Genomic DNA, 18,191 nt, shown 5'->3' with positions numbered 1-18,191 from the left:
CTCTCTCTCCTCTCTGTTTGACCTTAGACCCTTAAAAGAATTGTTGTGACCTCACCGAAACTGCGGTTTGGCCACGATCCTCCTCAGCCAGCGTTCGGCCTCCTCATGGTACGGATGGACCCTTTCTCGCTCCCGGAACTCCCGGTCGTGGTAGGAACCGAAGCGCAGTCCGTTCTGCAGGTGCAGCAGCTCATGGTACAGCACGTAGCTGGGGACGTAGGATGGTATCTCCTTCCGGTCCAGGACCCGGCTTACGGCCACCACGCGCATTATGACGCTGCAGTAGCCCACCCTCTGCCGGTTGTCCCCCTTGGTCCATGTCAGATAGGATCCCGGGACCTTGCTGACCAGCCTAGTGTCCAACAGGTCCTGGTACAATGAACCGAGGTCGTGCACCCTGCCTGCCTGGCAGTAGGCCAGGTTCCGGCTCCGTTTCAGGTAGAGGGGCTGGTTCCTTTGGATGAACTCTGGGCTCAGGAAATGCTGCCGGAGCCTTTCGGAATAGATGTCACGGGCACCTCCGCGCCCCATGCGGCCGAATATGCCGCGGGCCAGATCTGTGATGAGCTCCGCGCCCGAGTCCATCATGTAATCGGTTATGTGCAGTTCCGCGCTCTCCGAGCACCGCCTCCAGGTGGCCTTGAATTCCTTGAAGCTCTCCCAGTTGGCGCTCACGTTCGAAAAGCCGTGCTCCGCGCCGACGCTGGTGAAGCATTTCTGCAATAGACTGTCCCGGTCGTAGACCTCGGTGGTATTCCTATAGGAAACGTCCGTCACTTATTTCACCTGCCAGCGAAGTCTTGCGGCGGGAATATAACCGCTGAGCATAGTTGCACACTACGCCCATTCCCGTGGGGGGGCGTCGCTGGAACGCGCATTTGGACAACGACTCGAAACGATATGAAGCGTTGCTTCGATGCATATTTAAATTTAGATATATAACAATAGATTTAAGTAGCCTGGAGTTTCATTATGCTTACTGGATGGGAATGGTCTGCTTATCGCGGGACCACCGGGACAAACATATTATCACGAGAGGCAACGTTGACGGCATCGTTTCGGCGGCCATCTTTCTTAGCATATATCCAGATGCGAAGGTCACCTTTGTAACCTCCCCGGTGGCCGGGGCCAAGGCCTTGGCGATGGACATCACATCCGACGAGCTGTACCTGGTCGATCTGGCCCCGGTTCCCGACCTGGTGGAGGCGGTGCGCTCCCGTCGCTCTAGCCAGAAGCTGACGCTGGTCGATCACCACCCCTCCTCTTTGTCAGTGGAATGTTCCACCTTAGTTACCGAGGGTGTCAGCGCCGCCAACGTGCTGTTCCATTACCTGCACCCCCACGACGAGCTGAGGAAGCTGGTGGCGGTGGCCGACCTGGTCGAGTACATGCCCACCCCTCTGCTGGACCAGGAGATGAGAAGGCATGGAATGCAGCGCGTGGATCAGGAGTCCATGGTATTGGACTTCTCCTGGCGCTTGATAATCGAGGACGACCGTTTCCGCTACAGCGCGGCGAAGCTGCTGTCCCAGGGACTGTGGCCTTCGCAGATCGATCTGATCAAGCGCCGCTACATCCAGGTGATCAACGAGAAAAGATGGCCGCGAGCCCTGGCCAAGGTCGACGGCTGCATGAAGGTACGCGGGCCGCTGGGCATCATGGACGAGATGGACCGCAACCGCTCCCTTTACGGTTTCGGCACCAGGGCGCTGGTGGAGGTGGCCCACCGCCGAGGATGCGGCTATGCGGTCATGATAAACCCCCGGGGCAAGTACTCCTCCGTATCGGTGCGAGGAATATCGCCCAGTTCCATCGACCTCGGAAGGTTCGTGGAGGAGTTCACCAGCGAGAACGGCGTGGACGGCGGAGGGCATCCCAAGGCCGCCGGGGCCAGGATACCCACGGGCAGCAACGGGCTTTTCCTGGACGACCTTCTAGAAAAGGTGTCCTAAGTCCGTTGGTCTAGGAACGGGATGTGCCGTCCGTCACTTCAGCTTCATGTTCATCTTGAAGTGGTAAAGAAGCAAGACCACGCACACCTGGATGGCGATGGCCGAGAGGATCAGCGCTATTATGGACAGCATCACGCTCTCGTTCTCTTTCGGCGGGACGGTCACGGAGACGGTGTTGCTGGGGGAGCTCTCTTCCCCGCCATCGACCGCTGTTACGTAGTAAAGGTAGGTGGAACCTTCCTCCAGCCCGCTGTTATGAAATGCGGTGAAGGGTGGGTAGAGATTGGCAATGGGTACCATCTCGTCCAGGTCCCCGCGGTACAGAACGTAGTAGTCCGCCCCCGGTACTGCCTGCCAGCTTAGGTCCACGTAATCCTTTCCCACCGTGGCCTGCAGCCCTTCCGGAGCCGAGGGCTGGGCCTGCGCCAAGGGGACGGTCAGAAGTATGATTATGGCCAGCAGTGAGCAGCAAGGCAGTAGGCAGCGGAAGGTCATATGGACTTACCTTGACGAAGGATGTTCCGGAGACGATTTAAAATCTTGGGGCTCAGACCAGTCGCTTGCGCATGACCAGGTTGTTGCCGTTGCGGTACATGAGGTCGTAGCCGTTGTAATAATAGAACTCGATGGCGTGTTCGTTGGTGGATTGCACGCACAGCTCCACCCCGGCCTTGCCCTCCTTTCTGCCCGTGGACTCTATCATTTCCATCATCCGCGTGCCTATCCCCTGGCCCTGCCATCTTCGGTTGACCTGGAAGGATGATATGAAGATGTACTCGTCCATCTCCTCCATACAGTAATAGGCCATTATCCCATCGTTTCCCTCCAACACGGAAGTGGTCACCTGCTGGTCGAGAAGAAGCTCCATCAGCTTCTCGTCGTTCCACTCTTCTCCCCAGGATGACAGGATAATGTCGGCCATGTTCTCCCGGCTCATGGCCACGAGATCGGGAAGATCGGACCTGAGCATTTGGCGGCAGCGCATCGGACCGGAAAGCGCGCCCGCATAGAAAAAGTTAAGGAAGGTCGATATCCTGCATGACCTGAGGCGTGCTCCCGGACAATCGGTCATACCGTCGACGACTTGGCTGTGCGTTCGGTTCGAGACCCGATTTTTTACCTAGTATGGAGCATCCATACAATTGTTTATATATGTGCTGTTATTTTGAAACTTTCAGAGGCAGTTAAAGATGGTCACTGTAACCGATGAAGCTAGCAAGTACATCGTGGATCTGATCGCCAAGAACAACAAGCCCGGATTCGGCATCAGGATCTACTTGGCCGGGATGGGCTGCTCCGGAGCCCAGTTCGGCATGTCTTTCCAGAAGGACGCCAAGGAGGGGGACATCGAGCAGAAGATCGACGGGTTCTCCGTATACTACGACGGGGAGACCAAGGAGGTCCTGGACGCCTGCACCTTAGATTTCGTGGAGACCCCCTATGGCTCCGGCCTGGTGGTCAACAACCCCAACGCCAGCGGCGGCTGCGGTTCCTGCGGCGGCGGCTGCCACTAAACCCCCTTCCAACCCCCTTTTCTTTTATTATCCAACATCAATTCACCCATCGTGTATTTTGAGCACCCCCTGATCAGGAAGCAGTGCGTGCAGCTGCGGGATTACCAGGTGGAGCTGGCCCGCCGTGCTTCCCGGTCCTCCACGTTGTTGGTGCTCCCCACCGGCCTGGGAAAGACGGTGGTGGCGGTCATGGTCATCGCCGAGGTGCTACAGAAGAAGGGGGGAAAGGTGCTTTTCCTGGCCCCGACCCGGCCTCTCGTGGAGCAGCACCAGCGTACCCTCGAGAGCATGATCGAGGGGAAGCGCATCGGCATGATGACCGGCGAGGTCGACCCCCTGGAACGGGAATTGATATTTCTGGAGAACGATGTCGTGGCCTCCACGCCTCAGGTGGTGGCCAACGACCTCCGGCAGGGCCGAATAAACCTCAAGGACGTGAAACTCATAATATTCGATGAAGCGCACCGGGCCGTGGGCAACTACGCCTACGTAGACGTGGCCAAGGAGTACATGGAGTACGATGGACTGGTCCTAGGCATGACCGCCTCCCCCGGCAGCGACAAGGGGAAGGTCAAGGAGGTCTGCCAGAACCTCAACATCAAGGACATCGAGGTGCGGACGGAGAAGGACCCGGACGTGACCAAGTACGTCCATTCCGTGCGCATGGACTGGGTGGAGGTGGAGCTGCCTCTGGAGATGAACCGCATCGCCGGGACCATACGGGCGCTGTACGAGGAGTACGCCAAGGAACTGGTCGCGCTGGGCGTGGTGGACAAGGACCGGGTGCTGAACAAGCGCTACCTGCTGGAGATGGCGGCCACCTGGCAGGCCCGGCTGCGTTCCGGGGAGAAGAGCCGCACCCTCTTCAAAGCGGTCAGCGTCCAGTCCAAGGTAGTCAAGGTGGAGCACGCCCTGGACCTGGTGGAGACGCAAGGGATGACCGCCCTGAGGGCGTATCTGGAGAGGATGAAGGATGAGGTCTCTTCCGACACCAGCTCCAAGGCCTCGCGCGACATAGTGTCCTCGTCCCACTTCCAGGAGATATGGGACATGGCCCAGTCGGTGAAGGCCGAGCACCCCAAGCTCTCACGGGTAATGAACGTGGTGGCCAGGCAGATCAGCGAGAGCCCGTCCTCTCGGATACTGGTCTTCACGCATTACCGCGACACCTGCGAGCTGGTGGCCTCCAAGCTTTCCAAGGTGGAGGGCGCCCGCGTGGCCAAATTGGTCGGCCAGTCGGACCGCAAGGGAGAGAAGGGGTTGAAACAGAAGGAGCAGGTGGGAGTGCTGGAACGATTCCGTCAGGGGGAGTTCAACGTGCTGGTGGCCACCTCCGTCGGTGAGGAAGGGCTGGACGTGGCCAGCACCGACCTGGTCGTCTTCTACGAACCGGTGCCTTCGGAGATCCGCAGCATCCAGCGCCGCGGCCGCACCGGGCGTTCCCGGGCGGGGAAGGTGGTCATCTTTATCACCAAAGGAACGAAGGACGAAGCGTACTACTTCTCCAGCCTGAACAAGGAGAAGACCATGCGTCGCCGCCTGGAGACCATGAAGGACGAGCTGTCCGGGGAACGTTCCAAGGGAGGCCAGCGCAACTTGGGCGATTTCTAGCTGGTCATGAATTAAATAATCGCGAGTCGTTGGCATAAGCATGCTCTTCCGGGAACTGGCCGACACCTACGAGAGGTTAGAGGCCACCTCTTCCAGGCTGGAGATGACGGAGATATTGGCCGAGGCCTTTCGCCGCTTCGATCCCCTCGAGATCAGGATGGCCACCTACCTGACGCAGGGACAGCTCTACCCGGACTTCTACCCTTTGAAGCTGGGAATGGCCGACAAGATGATACTCAAGGCCATCGCCTTCGCCTCCGGGACCAAGGAGAGCGAGGTGCAGGAGCTCATGCTGAAGGAGGGAGACCCCGGGTTGGTGGCCCAGCAGGTCTTCGCCAGCAAGAAGCAGACCACCCTGTTCTCCGAGCCTTTGACGCTCAAGAGTACCTACGAGACTCTGGAATCGATCGCCCGGACGGAGGGCGGAGGCTCGCAGGACCTGAAGATCAAGCTGATGTCCAAGCTGCTGAGCGATTCCTCGTCCTCCGAGGCCAAGTTCCTTTCCCGGGTCATAACCGGGAGGATGCGCCTGGGCGTCTCCTCCATGACCGTCCTTGACGCCCTTGCTTCCGCCTTCGCTACCAAGGAGGACCGGGACGTGGTGGAGCGCGCCTTCAACGTCTCCTCCGACCTGGGGCTGGTGGCCGAGGAGATGGCATTGCACGGGCTGGACGGGGTCAAGGACATACATGTCCAAGTGAACCGCCCGTTGCGGGCCATGCTGGCCGAGCGCATGTCCTCGCCGGAGGAGATACTGGAGAAGATGGGCGGGACCTGCGCCTTCGAGTACAAGTACGACGGTGTCCGGGTCCAGGCGCACATATGCCAGGGCGATGTCCGACTGTACTCGCGCAAGCTGGACGATCTCACGTCGCAGTTCCCGGACGTGGTGGCCGCCCTGAAGAAGGCCGTGGTGGCCGAGAGCACCATCGTAGAGGGGGAGTGCGTGCCGGTGGACCTCAACACCGGGGAGTTCCTCCCATTTCAGGAGGTATCTCATCGCCGGGGTCGCAAGTACGGGCTGGAGGCGGCGGTGGAGGACTACCCTGTCCAGATGTGCCTCTTCGACTGCATCCTGAAGGACGGGGAGGACCTCACCGCCCGGCCGTTCCTGCAGAGAAGGGAAGCGCTGAGTTCGATGGTCAGTCCGGACGACGCAGTGAAGCTATCGGAGATTCGCGTACTCTCTTCCGCTGATGAAGTTCAGGTCTTCTTTCAGGAAGCTATAAAGGACGGCTGCGAGGGGCTGATGGCCAAGTCCATCGCCGAAAGTTCCGTCTACCGCGCCGGCAACCGCGGGTTCCTGTGGATCAAGTACAAGAAGGAGTACCGCTCGGAGATGAACGACACCGTAGACCTGGCGGTGGTCGGCGCCTTCGCCGGAAGGGGGAAACGCAAGGGGTTCTACGGCGCCCTGCTCATGGCCACTTACGACGCGCAGACGGACACCTTCCAAACGGTCTCCAAGCTGGGCAGCGGCTTCGACGACGCCAACTTGGCTTCGCTATTGGAAATGCTGGCCGGGGACCGCCTGGCGGAGAAGCACCATCTAGTGGATTCGAAGATGGTGGCCGACTACTGGTTCCAGCCCCGCCTGGTTCTGGAGGTCAGGGGGGCTGAGATAACTTTGTCGCCGATACACACCTGCTCCTTCGGCTCGGTGAGGAAGGATTCCGGGCTGGCCATCCGTTTCCCGCGTTTCACCGGGCGCTTCCGGGACGACAAGGAGGGGCGGGAGGCTACCACCAGCCAGGAGCTGTTGACCATGTACCAGGCCCAGCTCAAACGGGTGGAGTGATGTCAAAAGGTTTATAGCCCCCTCCCATATTGGTCCAATTCATGGAGATCGAGCTCTTAGAGAAGGAAAAGGACTCCATCAGGGTCCGCATCAAGGGAGCGGACATGACCTTGATCACCCCCATGGTACAGGCACTGCTGGAGGACAAGGACGTGGCCGAGGTCAAGTACACCATAGGCCACAGCCAACTGGAAGATCCCACCCTTTACATCCGGGTCAAGACCGGAAAGCCCCAATCGGCCCTGAAGAAGACGGCGAAGTCCCTGACCAACGAGTTCAAGGAGGCCAGGGAAGCTTTACAGAAGGACCTGAAGTAATTTTCATGGTTCAGACCAGTGGCGACCGGGAACGCAACATCGGTCTAGAGGTCTTTTTTTCTGAAACTCCTGGCAGTGGAGGAAAACTCAAGGCCGCCGCCGAGGACTTCGTCGTCGACGAGGTCTCCAAGTATCCCCCGACCAAGCCCGACGGCAAGGTGTGCGTAGCTCGTGTGACCGCCACCAACTGGGAGACCAACCGCCTGGTCCGGCACCTGTCGAAATCGCTGGGCATCTCCAGGAACCTCATCGGGTTCGCCGGCACCAAGGACAAGCGGGCCGTGACCACCCAGCTGATGTCCTTCCAGGCTCCGGTGGAGAGCGTCATGGCCCTTCGCCTCTCGCAGGTCAGCATCAATGACGGCTACATGGCCAAGCGCAGCATGACCATCGGGGACCTGGTGGGCAACCGCTTCACCATCCGCGTCCGGGACACGAACCTTCACGGTGACGAGCTGCGCTCGTCGTTGGAAGGGACGGAGGCGTCCCTGCACGGCCTGGGCGGCTTTCCCAATTTCTTCGGCGTGCAGCGCTTCGGTACCGTGCGGCCGGTCACGCACCTAGTCGGCCGGGCCATCGTGAAGGGCGACCTGGAGCAGGCCGTGCTGCTGTACATCGGCAATCCCAGCGAGGAGGAGGACGAGCAATCGAGGGCGGCCCGGGAAGCCCTGCAGAGGGACCGCGATTACACAGCGGCGTTGCGCGACTTCCCCTGGAAGCTGACCTTCGAGCGCATGGTAATCGGTTTCCTCGAACGGAATCCGGGAGATTTCGCCGGGGCCATATGCGTGCTGCCGCCGAACCTGCAGATGATGTTCGTGCACGCCTACCAGTCCTACCTGTTCAACCTGGTGCTTTCGGAGAGGATGCGCAGGGGGATACCTCTGAACGCCCCGATCGTTGGCGACGTGGTCCTGCCGGCGGACAAGGACGGGAACCCCGACCACGACAAGCAGGTGCCAGTAACCACCGTCAACCTGGACCTGGTGGAACGGCAGGTGCGCGACCGCCGGGCCTTCGTCTCCGGAACGCTCTTTGGCTCGGAATCGGTGCTGGCGGAGGGGGAGATGGGGGAGATGGGGGAGATGGAGAGGAAGGCCATCGAGCGCGAGGGGCTGTCGCCGCAGGACTTCCTGGTGCCGGCCATCCCGCACTGCTCGTCCAAAGGCTCCCGGCGCGAGCTGATCTGCGAATACCGGGACCTGAAGTTGGACGTAGGTCAGGACGAGTTCACCGCCTCCTTCTTCCTGGGAAAGGGGTGCTACGCCACGGTGCTCCTGCGGGAGTTCATGAAATCGGACATAGGCGACTATTGATCAGAGCCTGCTCCAGTCCCTGTCCTCCGGCTCCGGAGCCTCGGGAACCTTCTTCTCTGGCTCCTCGGCGGCCTTCATCTTCGTCGGCCTCTCTCCCAGGACGTGGCCGCAGCGCGGGCATTTGCCGGCGCTCAGGCACTCCTTGCAGAGCATGCTGTTGCAGTTGGGGCAGGCCGATACGGCCAACGCTCCGTGGAACAGGCAGCGGCGGCCGTCCATGTCGTCGGCCTTCTCCGGCTTCTTGGCCGTCGGTTTCGGCGGATAGAAGGTGTCGTAGAGCTCCTTTTCCTCCGAACCGAAGAGGCGCAGGCCGTCGCGGTCCGCGCGTTCGGTCGACTGGGAACGGTCGTCCGGCAGGAAGACCGCGTCGGCCTTGGTCTGCTTCTTGCGCTTGGGCTGCTCCACGAACAGGTCGTCGGTGCTGCGGGTGGCGGAGGCGGCCCTCTGACCTTTGGAACGGGGCATGGGCGCCGGGCGCTCCCCGGCCTTCAAAGAACCCATGATGGCGATGATGTTACGCGCCTTGTACACGCCGATGTTCAGCCCTTCCATCAGGGAGAACAGGTTGCGCTTCTCCTCCGGCATGTTGAGGGCGGTGCGCAACAATTTTTCCGTCCCCTGGTCCGGATTGACGTAGGTGAAGTCGATGTCGTTCACCCCCTCGATGTAGCCAAGCACGCGCCTGGCCTGGTCGATGTCCCTTTCCGGCAGAGAGGAGTAGACGTCAGAGAGGGACAGCCCGCCCTGACCGCTGCGGGCGGAGCGGTCGGTGGTCCGCAACACCGTCCGGGACTGCATCTCCAGCGAGGTGCACTCGTCGTCGGGGAGCTGCGCCGGGTCGACGTACTCGCGCTGATCGATGTAGGCGAAGACGTCGTCCAGCATCTGATAGGGGACGTTGCATTCCCGGAACACCTCCTCCTTGCCCATGCGCCTTCCGTTCCGATACTGGAACTCCAGCACCTTGCCGGCCATCTCCGACACCTGGCTTTCGCGATGCTTGCCGTCGGCCATGCGCAGGCCCTCGGTGGCCGAGGTCATATTGGGGTTGAGCTCCAGCGCCTTCTCGAAACCCCGGCGGGCCTGCTCGTACTTACCCAGGCGCAGCAGGGCGAAGCCCTTCCCGTTCCAGGCGGCGGGGTCGCTGGGGTCCAGGCCGATGGCGTTGTCGTAGCTGCGCACCACGTCGTCGTCGCGCTTCAGCCGCTCGGCCAGATCGGCCCGCTCCATCCAGGCGTGACGGTTACGGGGATCGATGGACAGTGATTTCTCCAACAGGGCGAAGCCCTTCTCGGGGTTGCCCATCTTGTCCTCCAACAGGCCCATGCTCTCCAGGACGGAGGCCTCGGAGGGTTCCAGGGCCAGCGCTTTGGCGTAGGAGTCCATGGCGTCCTCGTGGCGGCCCATTTCCTCCAGCACCTTCCCCCGCAACTTGTAGATACCGAACTCATCGACCCCCAGGTCCATGGCCCGGTTGAAGCACAGCAGGGCGTTCTCCATCTCTCCCAGCCGGTACAGGGCGTTGCCCTTGTACTTCCAGGTCTGGGCGTCGGAGCGGTCGATGGTCAGCGCTTTGTCGAAGGCTTCCACCGCCTCCTGCAGGCGGTTCAACGAGGCCAGGGCCCGGCCGCGGTCCGAGTGGTAGCTGGCCACCGAACTGTCGAGCGACACGCACTGTTCGAAGAGGTTCAAGGCCATCTCGTAGTTGCGCATCATCAGCATGGCCCGGCCCTTGCTGGCCAGCGAATCCACGTCGTGGTTCAGGGTGAAGGCTATGTCATAGGCCTCGGCCGCCTCGCCGTACTTGCCCATGGCCATGAGCACCCGGCCCTTGCCCTTGTACAGAAGGGGGTCGGACTCGTCCAGCATGATGGCCGAGGAGAAGGTTGCCAGCGCTTCCTCCAGCCGGCCCAGCTTCTCCAGTGCGCCAGCTTTATCGATCAGGGCGGACTTGTTGCGCGGGTCTATGCGGAGTATGTCCTCGCAGACCTTCTTTATCGCTTCGGCGTCGCCCTTGGCCACCAAGGCGTTGCGCTTCAGCTGCAGCACCTGCATGTCCCCTGGCTCGATCTCCAGGGCCCGGTCGTAAGAACGGACCGCCTCCGGGTGGTTGTTCAGGCGGAACTGGGCCACCCCCCGGTCGATCCAGGCCACCTTGTTCTTGGGGTCCAGCTTGACGATGCGGTCACAGACCTTGATGATGTCCTCGTTGCGTCCCAGGAACTTCAGGCTGCTCTTCTTGGCCGCCAGCACCTCGAGGTCCTTGGGCCCGGTCTCCAAGGCCTTGTCGAAGGACTGCACCGCCTCCTCGTAGCGCGTCAGTTTGGCCAGCACCTGTCCCCGGCGGGCGTGCACGAAGCGGCCTTCCTTTTCCAGGAGTATGGCCTGGTCATAGCAGCCCAAGGCCTCCTCGAACCTTTCCAGCCACTCCAGGGCAATCCCCTTGCTGATCCAGACGTTCTTGTCCTTGAGGTCCAATGAAAGGGCTTGGTCATAGCAGACTATGGCCTCCTCGAAACGGCGCAGGCTTTCCAGGCACAGCCCCTTCTGGTAGATGGCCTTCCGGTCCTGGGGGGCCAGGGCGATGGCTTTGTTGTAGGCCTGGACCGCCTCCTCGAAACGCTTAAGCATGAACAGCGAATCGGCCTGTATGCGCCACAATACCAGCTGTCCGGGGTCGTGTAGGCTGCCCTGCACCGCCCGGGCCAGGGCGTCCTCGTACTTTTCAAGCGAGAAGAGCACCACGGCTATGCCCTTGGAAGCGTCAACATCGTTGTGGTCCAGCGTCAGCACCTGCCCATAGAGGGCAATGGCCTCCTCCTTTCGCCCCAGGCGGTCGGTGGCCACGGCCTTGTCAAAGAGGGCTTCCGTGTTGTTCGGATCGAGCTTCAGCAACCGGTCGCAGACGTCGGCCACGTCCTTGTCCCGGCCAGCCTGCTTGTAGCTCTCCTTGAGGGTATCGAGCAGTTCCGGGTCGTCAGGGAAGGATTTCAAGGCCTTCTCCAAGGTCTTTATGGCCTCGGTCACCCGGCCCAGTGACAGTTCGGACGTTCCCTTGTCGCGTAGCGCCGGCAGGTGGTCCGGTTTGATGGCCAGCTGCTCCTCGCTGAGGGCCAGTACCTCTTGGAACTTGCTCTGTTTCAACAGGATGCTCCGGCGGCGGTCCATGATGTCCAGCTGCTTGGGGAAGGCCTTCTGCGCTTTCCCGAGGACCTCCAAGGCCGCGGCCTCGTCCTCCATCTTGATCAGGGTGTCGGCCACGAAAATGTGAGCGGTAGGGTCGTTGCATGCCTGTAACAGGTCAGCGGCCGCGATGTCGAAGCCCGCCCGGTCGTTCATGGCCGCCAGCACGGTGCACCGCCCGTAGAGGGCCTTGCTGTCCTCCGGGCTGACCTCCCTGAGGCGCTCATAGGAGAGCAGGCTCTCCTCGTACCTTTCCAGGCTGAACAGCAGCGCGGCCACCTCGTTCCAACCAGTATCGGATTCGGGGTCGGTGCGCAGCATTCGTTTGTAGTGTTCTAGCGACAGGACGTCGTCCCCGCCTTGGTGCGCCTGCCTGGCCATCTTCAGGTTGGCCCGGGGATTGTCCCTATCCCGGATCAATACCTCCTCTAGCAGGTCCTGGGCCTCCTCAAGGCGCTGCAGTTCTTCCAGGATGTCCACCTTGATCATCATCAGGCCAGTATCCTGGGGTGCCAGAGATAGAGCTGTTTCTATCTCGGCCAGGGCGGTCTCTGGTTTTTCCTTGTGCAATAGCGCCGAAGCCTTGCGCCCTTTCCATGAGGCCTTCAGCTCGGTCTTCTCCACCTTCTCTAAGATGAGCTCGTAAGTGCTCTCCTCAAGGGGATCGACCTCGAGGGCCTTGAGCAGAGCCTGGAAAGATTCGGGAAGATGCCCGAGGGATTCAAGGAGCTCGGCCCTGGCCACGTGGCCCAACCGGTCCTTGGGGTTGCGGGAGATGAAGTCGTCCATCACCTTGACCGCGTCCTCTGGCATGCCCTGTCTTCGATATAGGGATACCAGAAGGAGTGCGCTGTTCCTGTCGGAAGGGACGGAACTGGTCAGTCTCAACAGCACCTCTTTGGCCGGAATGGGGAGACTGCTCTCCAGATAAGCGTTGGAAAGGCGGGCGGCCGCAGCGCGATATTCGTCCGGACGAGCGCAGGACTTGAGGTCAATGCTCTCCAGATGTGCGCGGGCACGGTCCAGCTCAGCCTTGGCCCGGTCAGCTTCGTTGGCCTGGTGGTGTTTGTCCACCAGTTCGAGCGATTTCATGGTCCTGCTGACCGCCCTTTTCTCGCCGTCCACCAACCCTCCAAATAATCCCATCTCTCCACCTGCACTGACTTCAATGGGGTCCGGACAATTAATATCTTTGTCGTGAGGACCCAAATATCGTAATGTCATACGTTTATATCAGTTTTGTCTGACAGTTGTTATTTTGAATATTTGACCCATTATAAGGTAATTATTTAGATGCTGGATATGCGTTTTAGTAAAATATATATACCATAGGACACTATAACCAATATGTCCGACGAAAGTCGGACGGATGGGATGCAAATGAGGCGAAATGAGGATTCGCACGTGGAACAACAATACGACGGTCATGTCGAGGAATGGATGAAGACCCACTCCATCAAGGACCTCAAGTTGATGGCCTATCAAATGGATCAACATGGCGAGGACACCTTTCCAGTCTGGGACCTCATCAATGACCTGAAAGTTATGAGCCGTTAAGCGTTCCACGAACGAACTCTAGTGGGAAGCATGGTCCCCCCTTACCTTTCCACTAGCCTCAAACTTTATTTTTTTACATCTGGAACTGCCAGTGTTTTATTGTTTATGAAAGGGTTAAAATATAAAATCTCCATTATGAGCGCACCGCGCAGGTGTAATCTAGCGGTTAGGATTTTAGCCTTCCAAGCTAAACACTCGGGTTCGAATCCCGACACCTGCACTCCTAACATTTACCAGCAATCCCGCTATGGCGGGTTGTCGATATTTTCAAGCCTGAAATGAAATCATTGAACGAATTGTTCTCATTTCAGGGATTGGTATCTTCTATAAGAGCAGATCCGCCGAACGTAATTCGTTCTTGATCTTCTCCACCGCCTTCTCGACGTCCTCCGGTACTTTCGCCCCTGTGCAAACGAGCCTTCCGGACCCGAAGAGAAGGATGACGACCTTCGGATCGGTTAAACGATATACCAATCCGGGAAATACCTCTGGCTCGTACTCCACCCTTTCCAGGCCTAAGGTTATGACCACCGAGGAAAGGTTGACCGGTTGCCCGAGATCCGCCGAAGCGACGATGTTCTGGACCTCGACTGTTGGGAGTCCATTGATCTTAACCCCGGTCTTCTTGATGCTGGCTATCACATTTTTTATGGCACTATTTACCTGTTCCAGGGTCTTCGCTCCGGTGCAGACGAGCTTTCCGCTGCGGAAGAGAAGGGTCGCCGTTTTGGGTTCCTTGATCCGAAAGATCAGTCCCGGAAAGGTTTCGGGTTCATATTCGGCCCCGTTCAGATTAAGTGCGAGTTCGGTGAGGTTGAGCTCCGTTCCCAAATTTGCAGATGCTACGACATTCTGGATGGAGTAATTTGAAATGACAATCGCCTCGGTTTAAGTAAATCGAGAGTGTTATATGTCATATTGGACACTTTCTGAAGATAGTATGTAAGATGTTAAAGGACCGGACCGTATCGAAGATTGTTGACCTTCTGCGCCTTAGATGCCCTTCCCAGATGGATCCTTTGGTGTGTTCATGATCAATAATTTGGGCGCTATTTAAAGAAAATAGGGGAGAAATGGTAAGGCGGGGGAAGCGGGGCCTTATGCCTCCCTCCACCTTGGGATGGTATTCATCGTGATAGGCGTTCTTGCCTGTAATCCAAGGTACGCTACACGAGTATTAAAGCCAGGAAGGGGAGAGGTGGCTGAAGACCGAATGTGAAAAAATGTGACTGGATATCATAAAAGGAAGTGAAAGTGCCATCTCATTTGCGTTTGTGCCGCACCTTCACCGCCTCACCGCGGCGCATCTCCGTCATCTCCTTTCCGCTCATGTTCGCCACGCCCACTCCGGCCAGTTGCCCGTTGTGAATTATGGCCACCTCTTCTCCGGCCCTGATCCGGGAATCGGCCTCCTGAACGCCTACGGCGAACAGGCTGCCCTTCAGTTCGAAGTCGCCCATTACCACTTTGGGCATCAGCGGCAGTATCGATTCGGCCCCTTCCAGGGTCAGCGATATCATCCCTCGTTCCGGGTTCAGCATGCCTCTCTGCTCCTGGTGGTGCATGATCTTCATAAACGGATAGTTGCCCATCACGCGGGTGTCGCGCATGAGCTCCTCGCTCCCTGGCCCGAACTGGTATCCGGCCACGGAGGACATGGCCGCCCAGCGGTCGAGCGACGGGTCCACCATCTGGTATCCTGAGCACAGCACCTTGAGGGTCTCCCTCAGCCTGCTCAGGGACTCGTTGGAGGTGGGTGACCCTTCCGCGGTCACGGTCCCGTCCAGCACTTCCTGGATGATGCTCTCCTCTTCGCCCAGGTGCATGACCACGTGGTCGTAGCCCTGGTTGGCCATGGACAGCACCATGTGCTGGACCATGGCCTGCTCCTCTTTGTCCCAGTGGCCGGTGACCGGGATGTCGTACTGCGCCGCGGGATAGAACAGTTCCAGCTCCCGGGGGACCACGCCCAACGGAGAGGTCACGATCATCTCCTGGACCACTTGGGAATTAGGTACCTCATAGAGCAACTGGCGGAACAGCTGGTGGCTCTTGGAGGTGTAGTACGGCTTCTTGGCCGAACAGGGGATGAGCAACAGTATCTTGCGATGGTCAGGGCGGTGGAACCTGGACTTCACCGTCTCTCTGAAGCGGCGGACGTCCGGTCGGACCAAGGACTGCTTGGCGTTGCAGTAGAAACGGGGACCGACCAGCGGGTAGTCCTCCTCCTGATGCTCATAATGATCTTCATCGAATATGCGCAGGGCGGCCACGTTCCAGGGGTTGGAATGGCAGCGCAGCTCGGCGAACTCCCGCATCCGGCCGGCGGCTATCATGTGCATGACCAGGTCCAGCTCCTTCCGCAAGGCCCGGCGGTTCAGCAGCATCAGGCTGTCCTCCCCATCCAAGGCCCAGGGGGCCTTTTCCACGGAGACGCTGCCTTCCGGGAGCGAGGCCTGTCCTAGCGCGGCGCGGTGGTCCACCAGGGCGGTGTCCACAAGGTCCACACCCAGATAGATCAGGAGGGCGACATTGGATACGTCGGCCATACCCGGGACGTATATGAGCTGAGAGCGACCGACCTCCTTTCTCAGGGAGACGATCGCCTCTACGAACGCCCGGGCGTCGCGCCGGAGCTCGAAGGACCCCTCTATCACGGCCACGTCCGAGGACGTTGGGGTCGGGGGCAGGCACGCTTCGTTCTTGGAGCCGCGTGTGCGCAGGGGGAACGTCAGACCGTTCCCGGCCGCTTGCAGGACCGACCTCCCGTCCAAGTACAATCTCAGGCCGTCGGGGTCCGCGGTGACGCTCAGTTCCTGCTCACCGCCGTTCACGGTGAAGACGCCCGGCGTTTCCGCCGAGGCGCCTTCCACGGTCCAGCGGCACCGGCGGGAGGTACCCGACCTGGCCAGCAGCTCCAACATAAAACGGTGATTGCTCTGCCTATTAAAAAAGGATGGTTTGAAGGGGTTTAGAAGGTGGTGACCATGTCATGCTCGGCGATGACCTGGCGAGCCTTCTCCCAATCGATGAGCTCCACGCCCTCCAGCAAGGGTACGTCACCGGCTATGCGCTGTAGGTCCTCGCGGACGACGTAGACCTTGGCCTCGAAGTCCAGCAGGTCGTTGATGGCCTCGATGTTAGAAGGCATTTTAATGGCCTCGGGCTTCTGGGCAGCCACGGCGTTCAGCGTGCCCTCACCCACCAACAATGCATTGGAGACCGGGACCTGTCCTGATGCCAGCATGCCTAGTCCGGCACGCAGGCCGGCGAAGGCCTCTTCGAACCCGTACGGGGGCTTGGTTACCCTTCACCAGGGTCACGGCCTCGCCGTACCCGAATATGCGCACCCCGTATCCCTTATCGAGAGCGGCCTGGACCAGCTTGACGGCGATGTTGGTGTCCATGTTCATCATGGTACCTGTCCTCACCTGTATCACCATGGTCTTCATCTTGTCACCTCACACCGTTATGGTCTGGTCGTACCTCTCCATGATGAGGTCGACCGCTTCGGGGTAGTCGATCAGCTTGAAACTGGTCATGGCCAACGGAAGGCCCCTGGCCTCCCAGTCGTCCTTTATCACGTACACATCCTTAACCGCGGATTGCAGCTCCTGGCCCTTCTTGGCGTTGGCCGCGAAAATCACCGCGTCCTCGAAGAGGATGGCGGCGGTGCTCGAGCCTGCGCCGATGGACCTTATTAGGTCCATCCCGGTGAACTCGTGGGGCGATTTCAGCATCATGAACAGCTTGGACTTCACGCTATCACCTTCAGCCGATGAACAGCTGCATGTCGGAATCCATGCCGACGTTTAGGAAGGCCGCAGCTCCGAGTATGGTAACACCCTCGATGAGGTCCTCCTTCTTGACCCCCATTATCTCCATGGAGGTGCCGCAGGCATATAAGTGGATGCCTAGGTCCTTGGCCATGGCCAGCTGTTCCTGGAATCCCTCTATGCCAATGCCCTTCATCTTCTTGACCATCATGCCGGTGAAGAACCGGAACATCCCGGGCATCTTCGGTTTTGCTCCCTTCTTCAGCAGGTTCAGGCCGAAGAAGGTGAAGTAGATATGCGTGTCTATCCCCATGCTGGCCGCGGTGTTGCCCATCATCATGGACATCATGGCCTTGTCGAAGGTGCCTTCGGACACCACTATAGCGAATTTCTTGCTCTCTGCCATTTTCATCACCCTGTTATATCGATATCCATCTTATTTACTAGACCTTCTTGATGTAGAAGTAGAAATTGCCGCCCTCTTCCTTCTGCCCCACAAGCTCGTTGCCGGTCCGACTGCACCACGCGGGCACGTCCTCTTTGGCCCCCACGTCGTCGGCGATCAACTCGAGGACGGAACCGACCTTCATTTCCTTCATCTTCTTGGCAAGCTTCACGATAGGCATAGGACACATGAGGCCCTTGGCGTCAAGCATATCATTCTTATCCATTGAACTCACCTTAACGGTTTTGCACGGTTGTGCAACAATTATATATAACTGTTAGTTTATAAGCTTTTCTTAGGAAAGGAGCGGGGTCTATGCTGCCGGAATCCATAGGGAAGATCAACAACTGTCAGGACCTGGTGCAATGCGCCTACAGCCTCAACGGTTTCGAGGTGGAGGTGTACGAACGCCTGCTGGAGACCGGACCGGTCAACGCCAACGAGCTATCTGACCTCATGGGCAAGGACCGCTCCACCGTCTACCGGGCGTTGCAGAAGATGCTGACCTGCGGCATGGTGTTCAGGGAGACCCGCAGCATACCGCGCGGGGGATATTATCACGTGTACCGGGCCATCAGCCGTTCCGAGCTGCGGGACAAGCTGCAGAGCTGCGTGGACAAATGGTATGAAAAGATGAGGTCCGCCCTCGAGCATTTCGAGAGCGGAGAACCCAAGTGATGTTCTTTTTTCTACTGAGACCTGCCCGGTAACCTTCCCACACT

At 59.2% G+C, this 18,191-nt stretch carries 19 protein-coding genes and 1 tRNA gene; 9 read left to right on the top strand and 11 right to left on the bottom strand.

Translation table 11 applies throughout. The features are described 5' to 3' along the window. Nucleotides 1-51: 51 nt before the first annotated feature. On the bottom strand, nt 52-777 hold the full coding sequence (locus tag NT131_03115; GenBank protein ID MCX6650631.1) for a hypothetical protein: 726 nt from the start codon (nt 775-777) through the stop codon (nt 52-54). Nucleotides 778-989: 212 nt separating this feature from the next. Here NT131_03115 and NT131_03110 point away from each other — a divergent pair, with 212 nt between their 5' ends. Continuing rightward, nucleotides 990-1,952, top strand: a complete 963-nt coding sequence (locus NT131_03110; GenBank protein ID MCX6650630.1) for a DHHA1 domain-containing protein — start codon at nt 990-992, stop codon at nt 1,950-1,952. A 33-nt stretch (nt 1,953-1,985) separates the two neighbouring features. Here the strand turns inward: NT131_03110 and NT131_03105 are convergent, their stop codons facing one another. Continuing rightward, nucleotides 1,986-2,447: a fibronectin type III domain-containing protein gene (locus tag NT131_03105; GenBank protein ID MCX6650629.1), complete on the bottom strand. Its 462-nt coding sequence runs from the start codon at nt 2,445-2,447 to the stop codon at nt 1,986-1,988. 52 nt (nt 2,448-2,499) lie between these two features. Beyond that, a complete protein-coding gene (locus tag NT131_03100; GenBank protein MCX6650628.1) occupies nt 2,500-2,937 on the bottom strand; it encodes a GNAT family N-acetyltransferase in 438 nt (145 codons plus the stop codon). 205 nt (nt 2,938-3,142) lie between these two features. Here NT131_03100 and NT131_03095 point away from each other — a divergent pair, with 205 nt between their 5' ends. The 5 genes from NT131_03095 to truD are packed head-to-tail and all read left to right on the top strand — an operon-like array spanning nt 3,143 to nt 8,508. After that, nucleotides 3,143-3,466 (top strand): iron-sulfur cluster assembly accessory protein, encoded by a 324-nt coding sequence (locus NT131_03095; protein ID MCX6650627.1) that lies wholly within the window; start codon nt 3,143-3,145, stop codon nt 3,464-3,466. 51 nt (nt 3,467-3,517) lie between these two features. Next, nucleotides 3,518-5,077: a helicase-related protein gene (locus NT131_03090; GenBank protein ID MCX6650626.1), complete on the top strand. Its 1,560-nt coding sequence runs from the start codon at nt 3,518-3,520 to the stop codon at nt 5,075-5,077. A 40-nt stretch (nt 5,078-5,117) separates the two neighbouring features. Next, entirely contained in the window at nt 5,118-6,875 is a 1,758-nt protein-coding gene (locus NT131_03085) for an ATP-dependent DNA ligase (protein MCX6650625.1), read from the top strand. Between the two features lie 41 nt (nt 6,876-6,916). After that, a complete protein-coding gene (locus tag NT131_03080; protein MCX6650624.1) occupies nt 6,917-7,192 on the top strand; it encodes a DNA-directed RNA polymerase subunit L in 276 nt (91 codons plus the stop codon). A 5-nt stretch (nt 7,193-7,197) separates the two neighbouring features. Then, entirely contained in the window at nt 7,198-8,508 is a 1,311-nt protein-coding gene (gene truD, locus NT131_03075; protein MCX6650623.1) for a tRNA pseudouridine(13) synthase TruD, read from the top strand. On the opposite strand, the gene NT131_03070 is transcribed toward truD, so the two are convergent. Beyond that, the gene (locus NT131_03070; GenBank protein MCX6650622.1) at nt 8,509-12,816 is read right to left on the bottom strand and encodes a tetratricopeptide repeat protein; all 4,308 of its coding nucleotides are present in this window, start codon (nt 12,814-12,816) and stop codon (nt 8,509-8,511) included. It lies immediately after the preceding gene. Between the two features lie 255 nt (nt 12,817-13,071). Between NT131_03070 and NT131_03065 the strand changes: the two genes are divergently transcribed. Both NT131_03065 and NT131_03060 read left to right on the top strand, forming a co-directional pair. Then, complete coding sequence (locus tag NT131_03065; GenBank protein ID MCX6650621.1) at nt 13,072-13,248, top strand: hypothetical protein; 177 nt, start codon at nt 13,072-13,074, stop codon at nt 13,246-13,248. Nucleotides 13,249-13,396: 148 nt separating this feature from the next. Further along, nucleotides 13,397-13,468 (top strand) — tRNA-Gly (locus tag NT131_03060). Between the two features lie 104 nt (nt 13,469-13,572). On the opposite strand, the gene NT131_03055 is transcribed toward NT131_03060, so the two are convergent. The 7 genes from NT131_03055 to NT131_03025 form a co-directional block, all read right to left on the bottom strand. Next, complete coding sequence (locus NT131_03055; protein MCX6650620.1) at nt 13,573-14,106, bottom strand: TATA-box-binding protein; 534 nt, start codon at nt 14,104-14,106, stop codon at nt 13,573-13,575. Between the two features lie 404 nt (nt 14,107-14,510). Beyond that, the gene (locus NT131_03050; protein MCX6650619.1) at nt 14,511-16,172 is read right to left on the bottom strand and encodes a DUF5591 domain-containing protein; all 1,662 of its coding nucleotides are present in this window, start codon (nt 16,170-16,172) and stop codon (nt 14,511-14,513) included. 47 nt (nt 16,173-16,219) lie between these two features. Then, a complete protein-coding gene (locus NT131_03045) occupies nt 16,220-16,495 on the bottom strand; it encodes a DsrE family protein (GenBank protein MCX6650618.1) in 276 nt (91 codons plus the stop codon). Then, complete coding sequence (locus tag NT131_03040) at nt 16,446-16,700, bottom strand: hypothetical protein (GenBank protein MCX6650617.1); 255 nt, start codon at nt 16,698-16,700, stop codon at nt 16,446-16,448. Before NT131_03040 ends, NT131_03045 begins: the two co-directional genes overlap by 50 nt. A gap of 9 nt (nt 16,701-16,709) precedes the next feature. Continuing rightward, nucleotides 16,710-17,009, bottom strand: coding sequence for a sulfurtransferase complex subunit TusB (gene tusB, locus NT131_03035; protein MCX6650616.1), 300 nt, complete (start codon nt 17,007-17,009; stop codon nt 16,710-16,712). A gap of 10 nt (nt 17,010-17,019) precedes the next feature. After that, entirely contained in the window at nt 17,020-17,430 is a 411-nt protein-coding gene (locus NT131_03030) for a DsrE/DsrF/DrsH-like family protein (protein MCX6650615.1), read from the bottom strand. Nucleotides 17,431-17,467: 37 nt separating this feature from the next. Then, entirely contained in the window at nt 17,468-17,695 is a 228-nt protein-coding gene (locus NT131_03025) for a sulfurtransferase TusA family protein (GenBank protein MCX6650614.1), read from the bottom strand. Between the two features lie 89 nt (nt 17,696-17,784). On the opposite strand from NT131_03025, the gene NT131_03020 reads away from it, so the two are divergent. Then, a complete protein-coding gene (locus NT131_03020) occupies nt 17,785-18,147 on the top strand; it encodes a hypothetical protein (protein MCX6650613.1) in 363 nt (120 codons plus the stop codon). Nucleotides 18,148-18,191 lie beyond the last annotated feature (44 nt).

This window comes from Methanomassiliicoccales archaeon (genome assembly GCA_026394395.1).
Lineage (GTDB): Archaea > Thermoplasmatota > Thermoplasmata > Methanomassiliicoccales > UBA472 > UBA472.
Note: the sequence above shows the minus strand (reverse complement) of the source record. Positions and strands in the feature narration are given on the sequence as shown.

What these genes read in the sequence shown, in the direction of transcription:
- NT131_03110 (MCX6650630.1), top strand. Translation starts at nt 990, where the DNA reads ATGGTCTGCTTATCGCGGGACCACCGGGACAAACATATTATCACGAGA.
- NT131_03105 (MCX6650629.1), bottom strand. Translation starts at nt 2,447, where the DNA reads ATGACCTTCCGCTGCCTACTGCCTTGCTGCTCACTGCTGGCCATAATC.
- NT131_03100 (MCX6650628.1), bottom strand. Translation starts at nt 2,937, where the DNA reads ATGCGCTGCCGCCAAATGCTCAGGTCCGATCTTCCCGATCTCGTGGCC.
- NT131_03095 (MCX6650627.1), top strand. Translation starts at nt 3,143, where the DNA reads ATGGTCACTGTAACCGATGAAGCTAGCAAGTACATCGTGGATCTGATC.
- NT131_03085 (MCX6650625.1), top strand. Translation starts at nt 5,118, where the DNA reads ATGCTCTTCCGGGAACTGGCCGACACCTACGAGAGGTTAGAGGCCACC.
- NT131_03080 (MCX6650624.1), top strand. Translation starts at nt 6,917, where the DNA reads ATGGAGATCGAGCTCTTAGAGAAGGAAAAGGACTCCATCAGGGTCCGC.
- truD (MCX6650623.1), top strand. Translation starts at nt 7,198, where the DNA reads ATGGTTCAGACCAGTGGCGACCGGGAACGCAACATCGGTCTAGAGGTC.
- NT131_03065 (MCX6650621.1), top strand. Translation starts at nt 13,072, where the DNA reads ATGAGGCGAAATGAGGATTCGCACGTGGAACAACAATACGACGGTCAT.
- NT131_03050 (MCX6650619.1), bottom strand. Translation starts at nt 16,172, where the DNA reads ATGTTGGAGCTGCTGGCCAGGTCGGGTACCTCCCGCCGGTGCCGCTGG.
- NT131_03045 (MCX6650618.1), bottom strand. Translation starts at nt 16,495, where the DNA reads ATGCTGGCATCAGGACAGGTCCCGGTCTCCAATGCATTGTTGGTGGGT.
- NT131_03040 (MCX6650617.1), bottom strand. Translation starts at nt 16,700, where the DNA reads ATGAAGACCATGGTGATACAGGTGAGGACAGGTACCATGATGAACATG.
- NT131_03030 (MCX6650615.1), bottom strand. Translation starts at nt 17,430, where the DNA reads ATGGCAGAGAGCAAGAAATTCGCTATAGTGGTGTCCGAAGGCACCTTC.
- NT131_03025 (MCX6650614.1), bottom strand. Translation starts at nt 17,695, where the DNA reads ATGGATAAGAATGATATGCTTGACGCCAAGGGCCTCATGTGTCCTATG.
- NT131_03020 (MCX6650613.1), top strand. Translation starts at nt 17,785, where the DNA reads ATGCTGCCGGAATCCATAGGGAAGATCAACAACTGTCAGGACCTGGTG.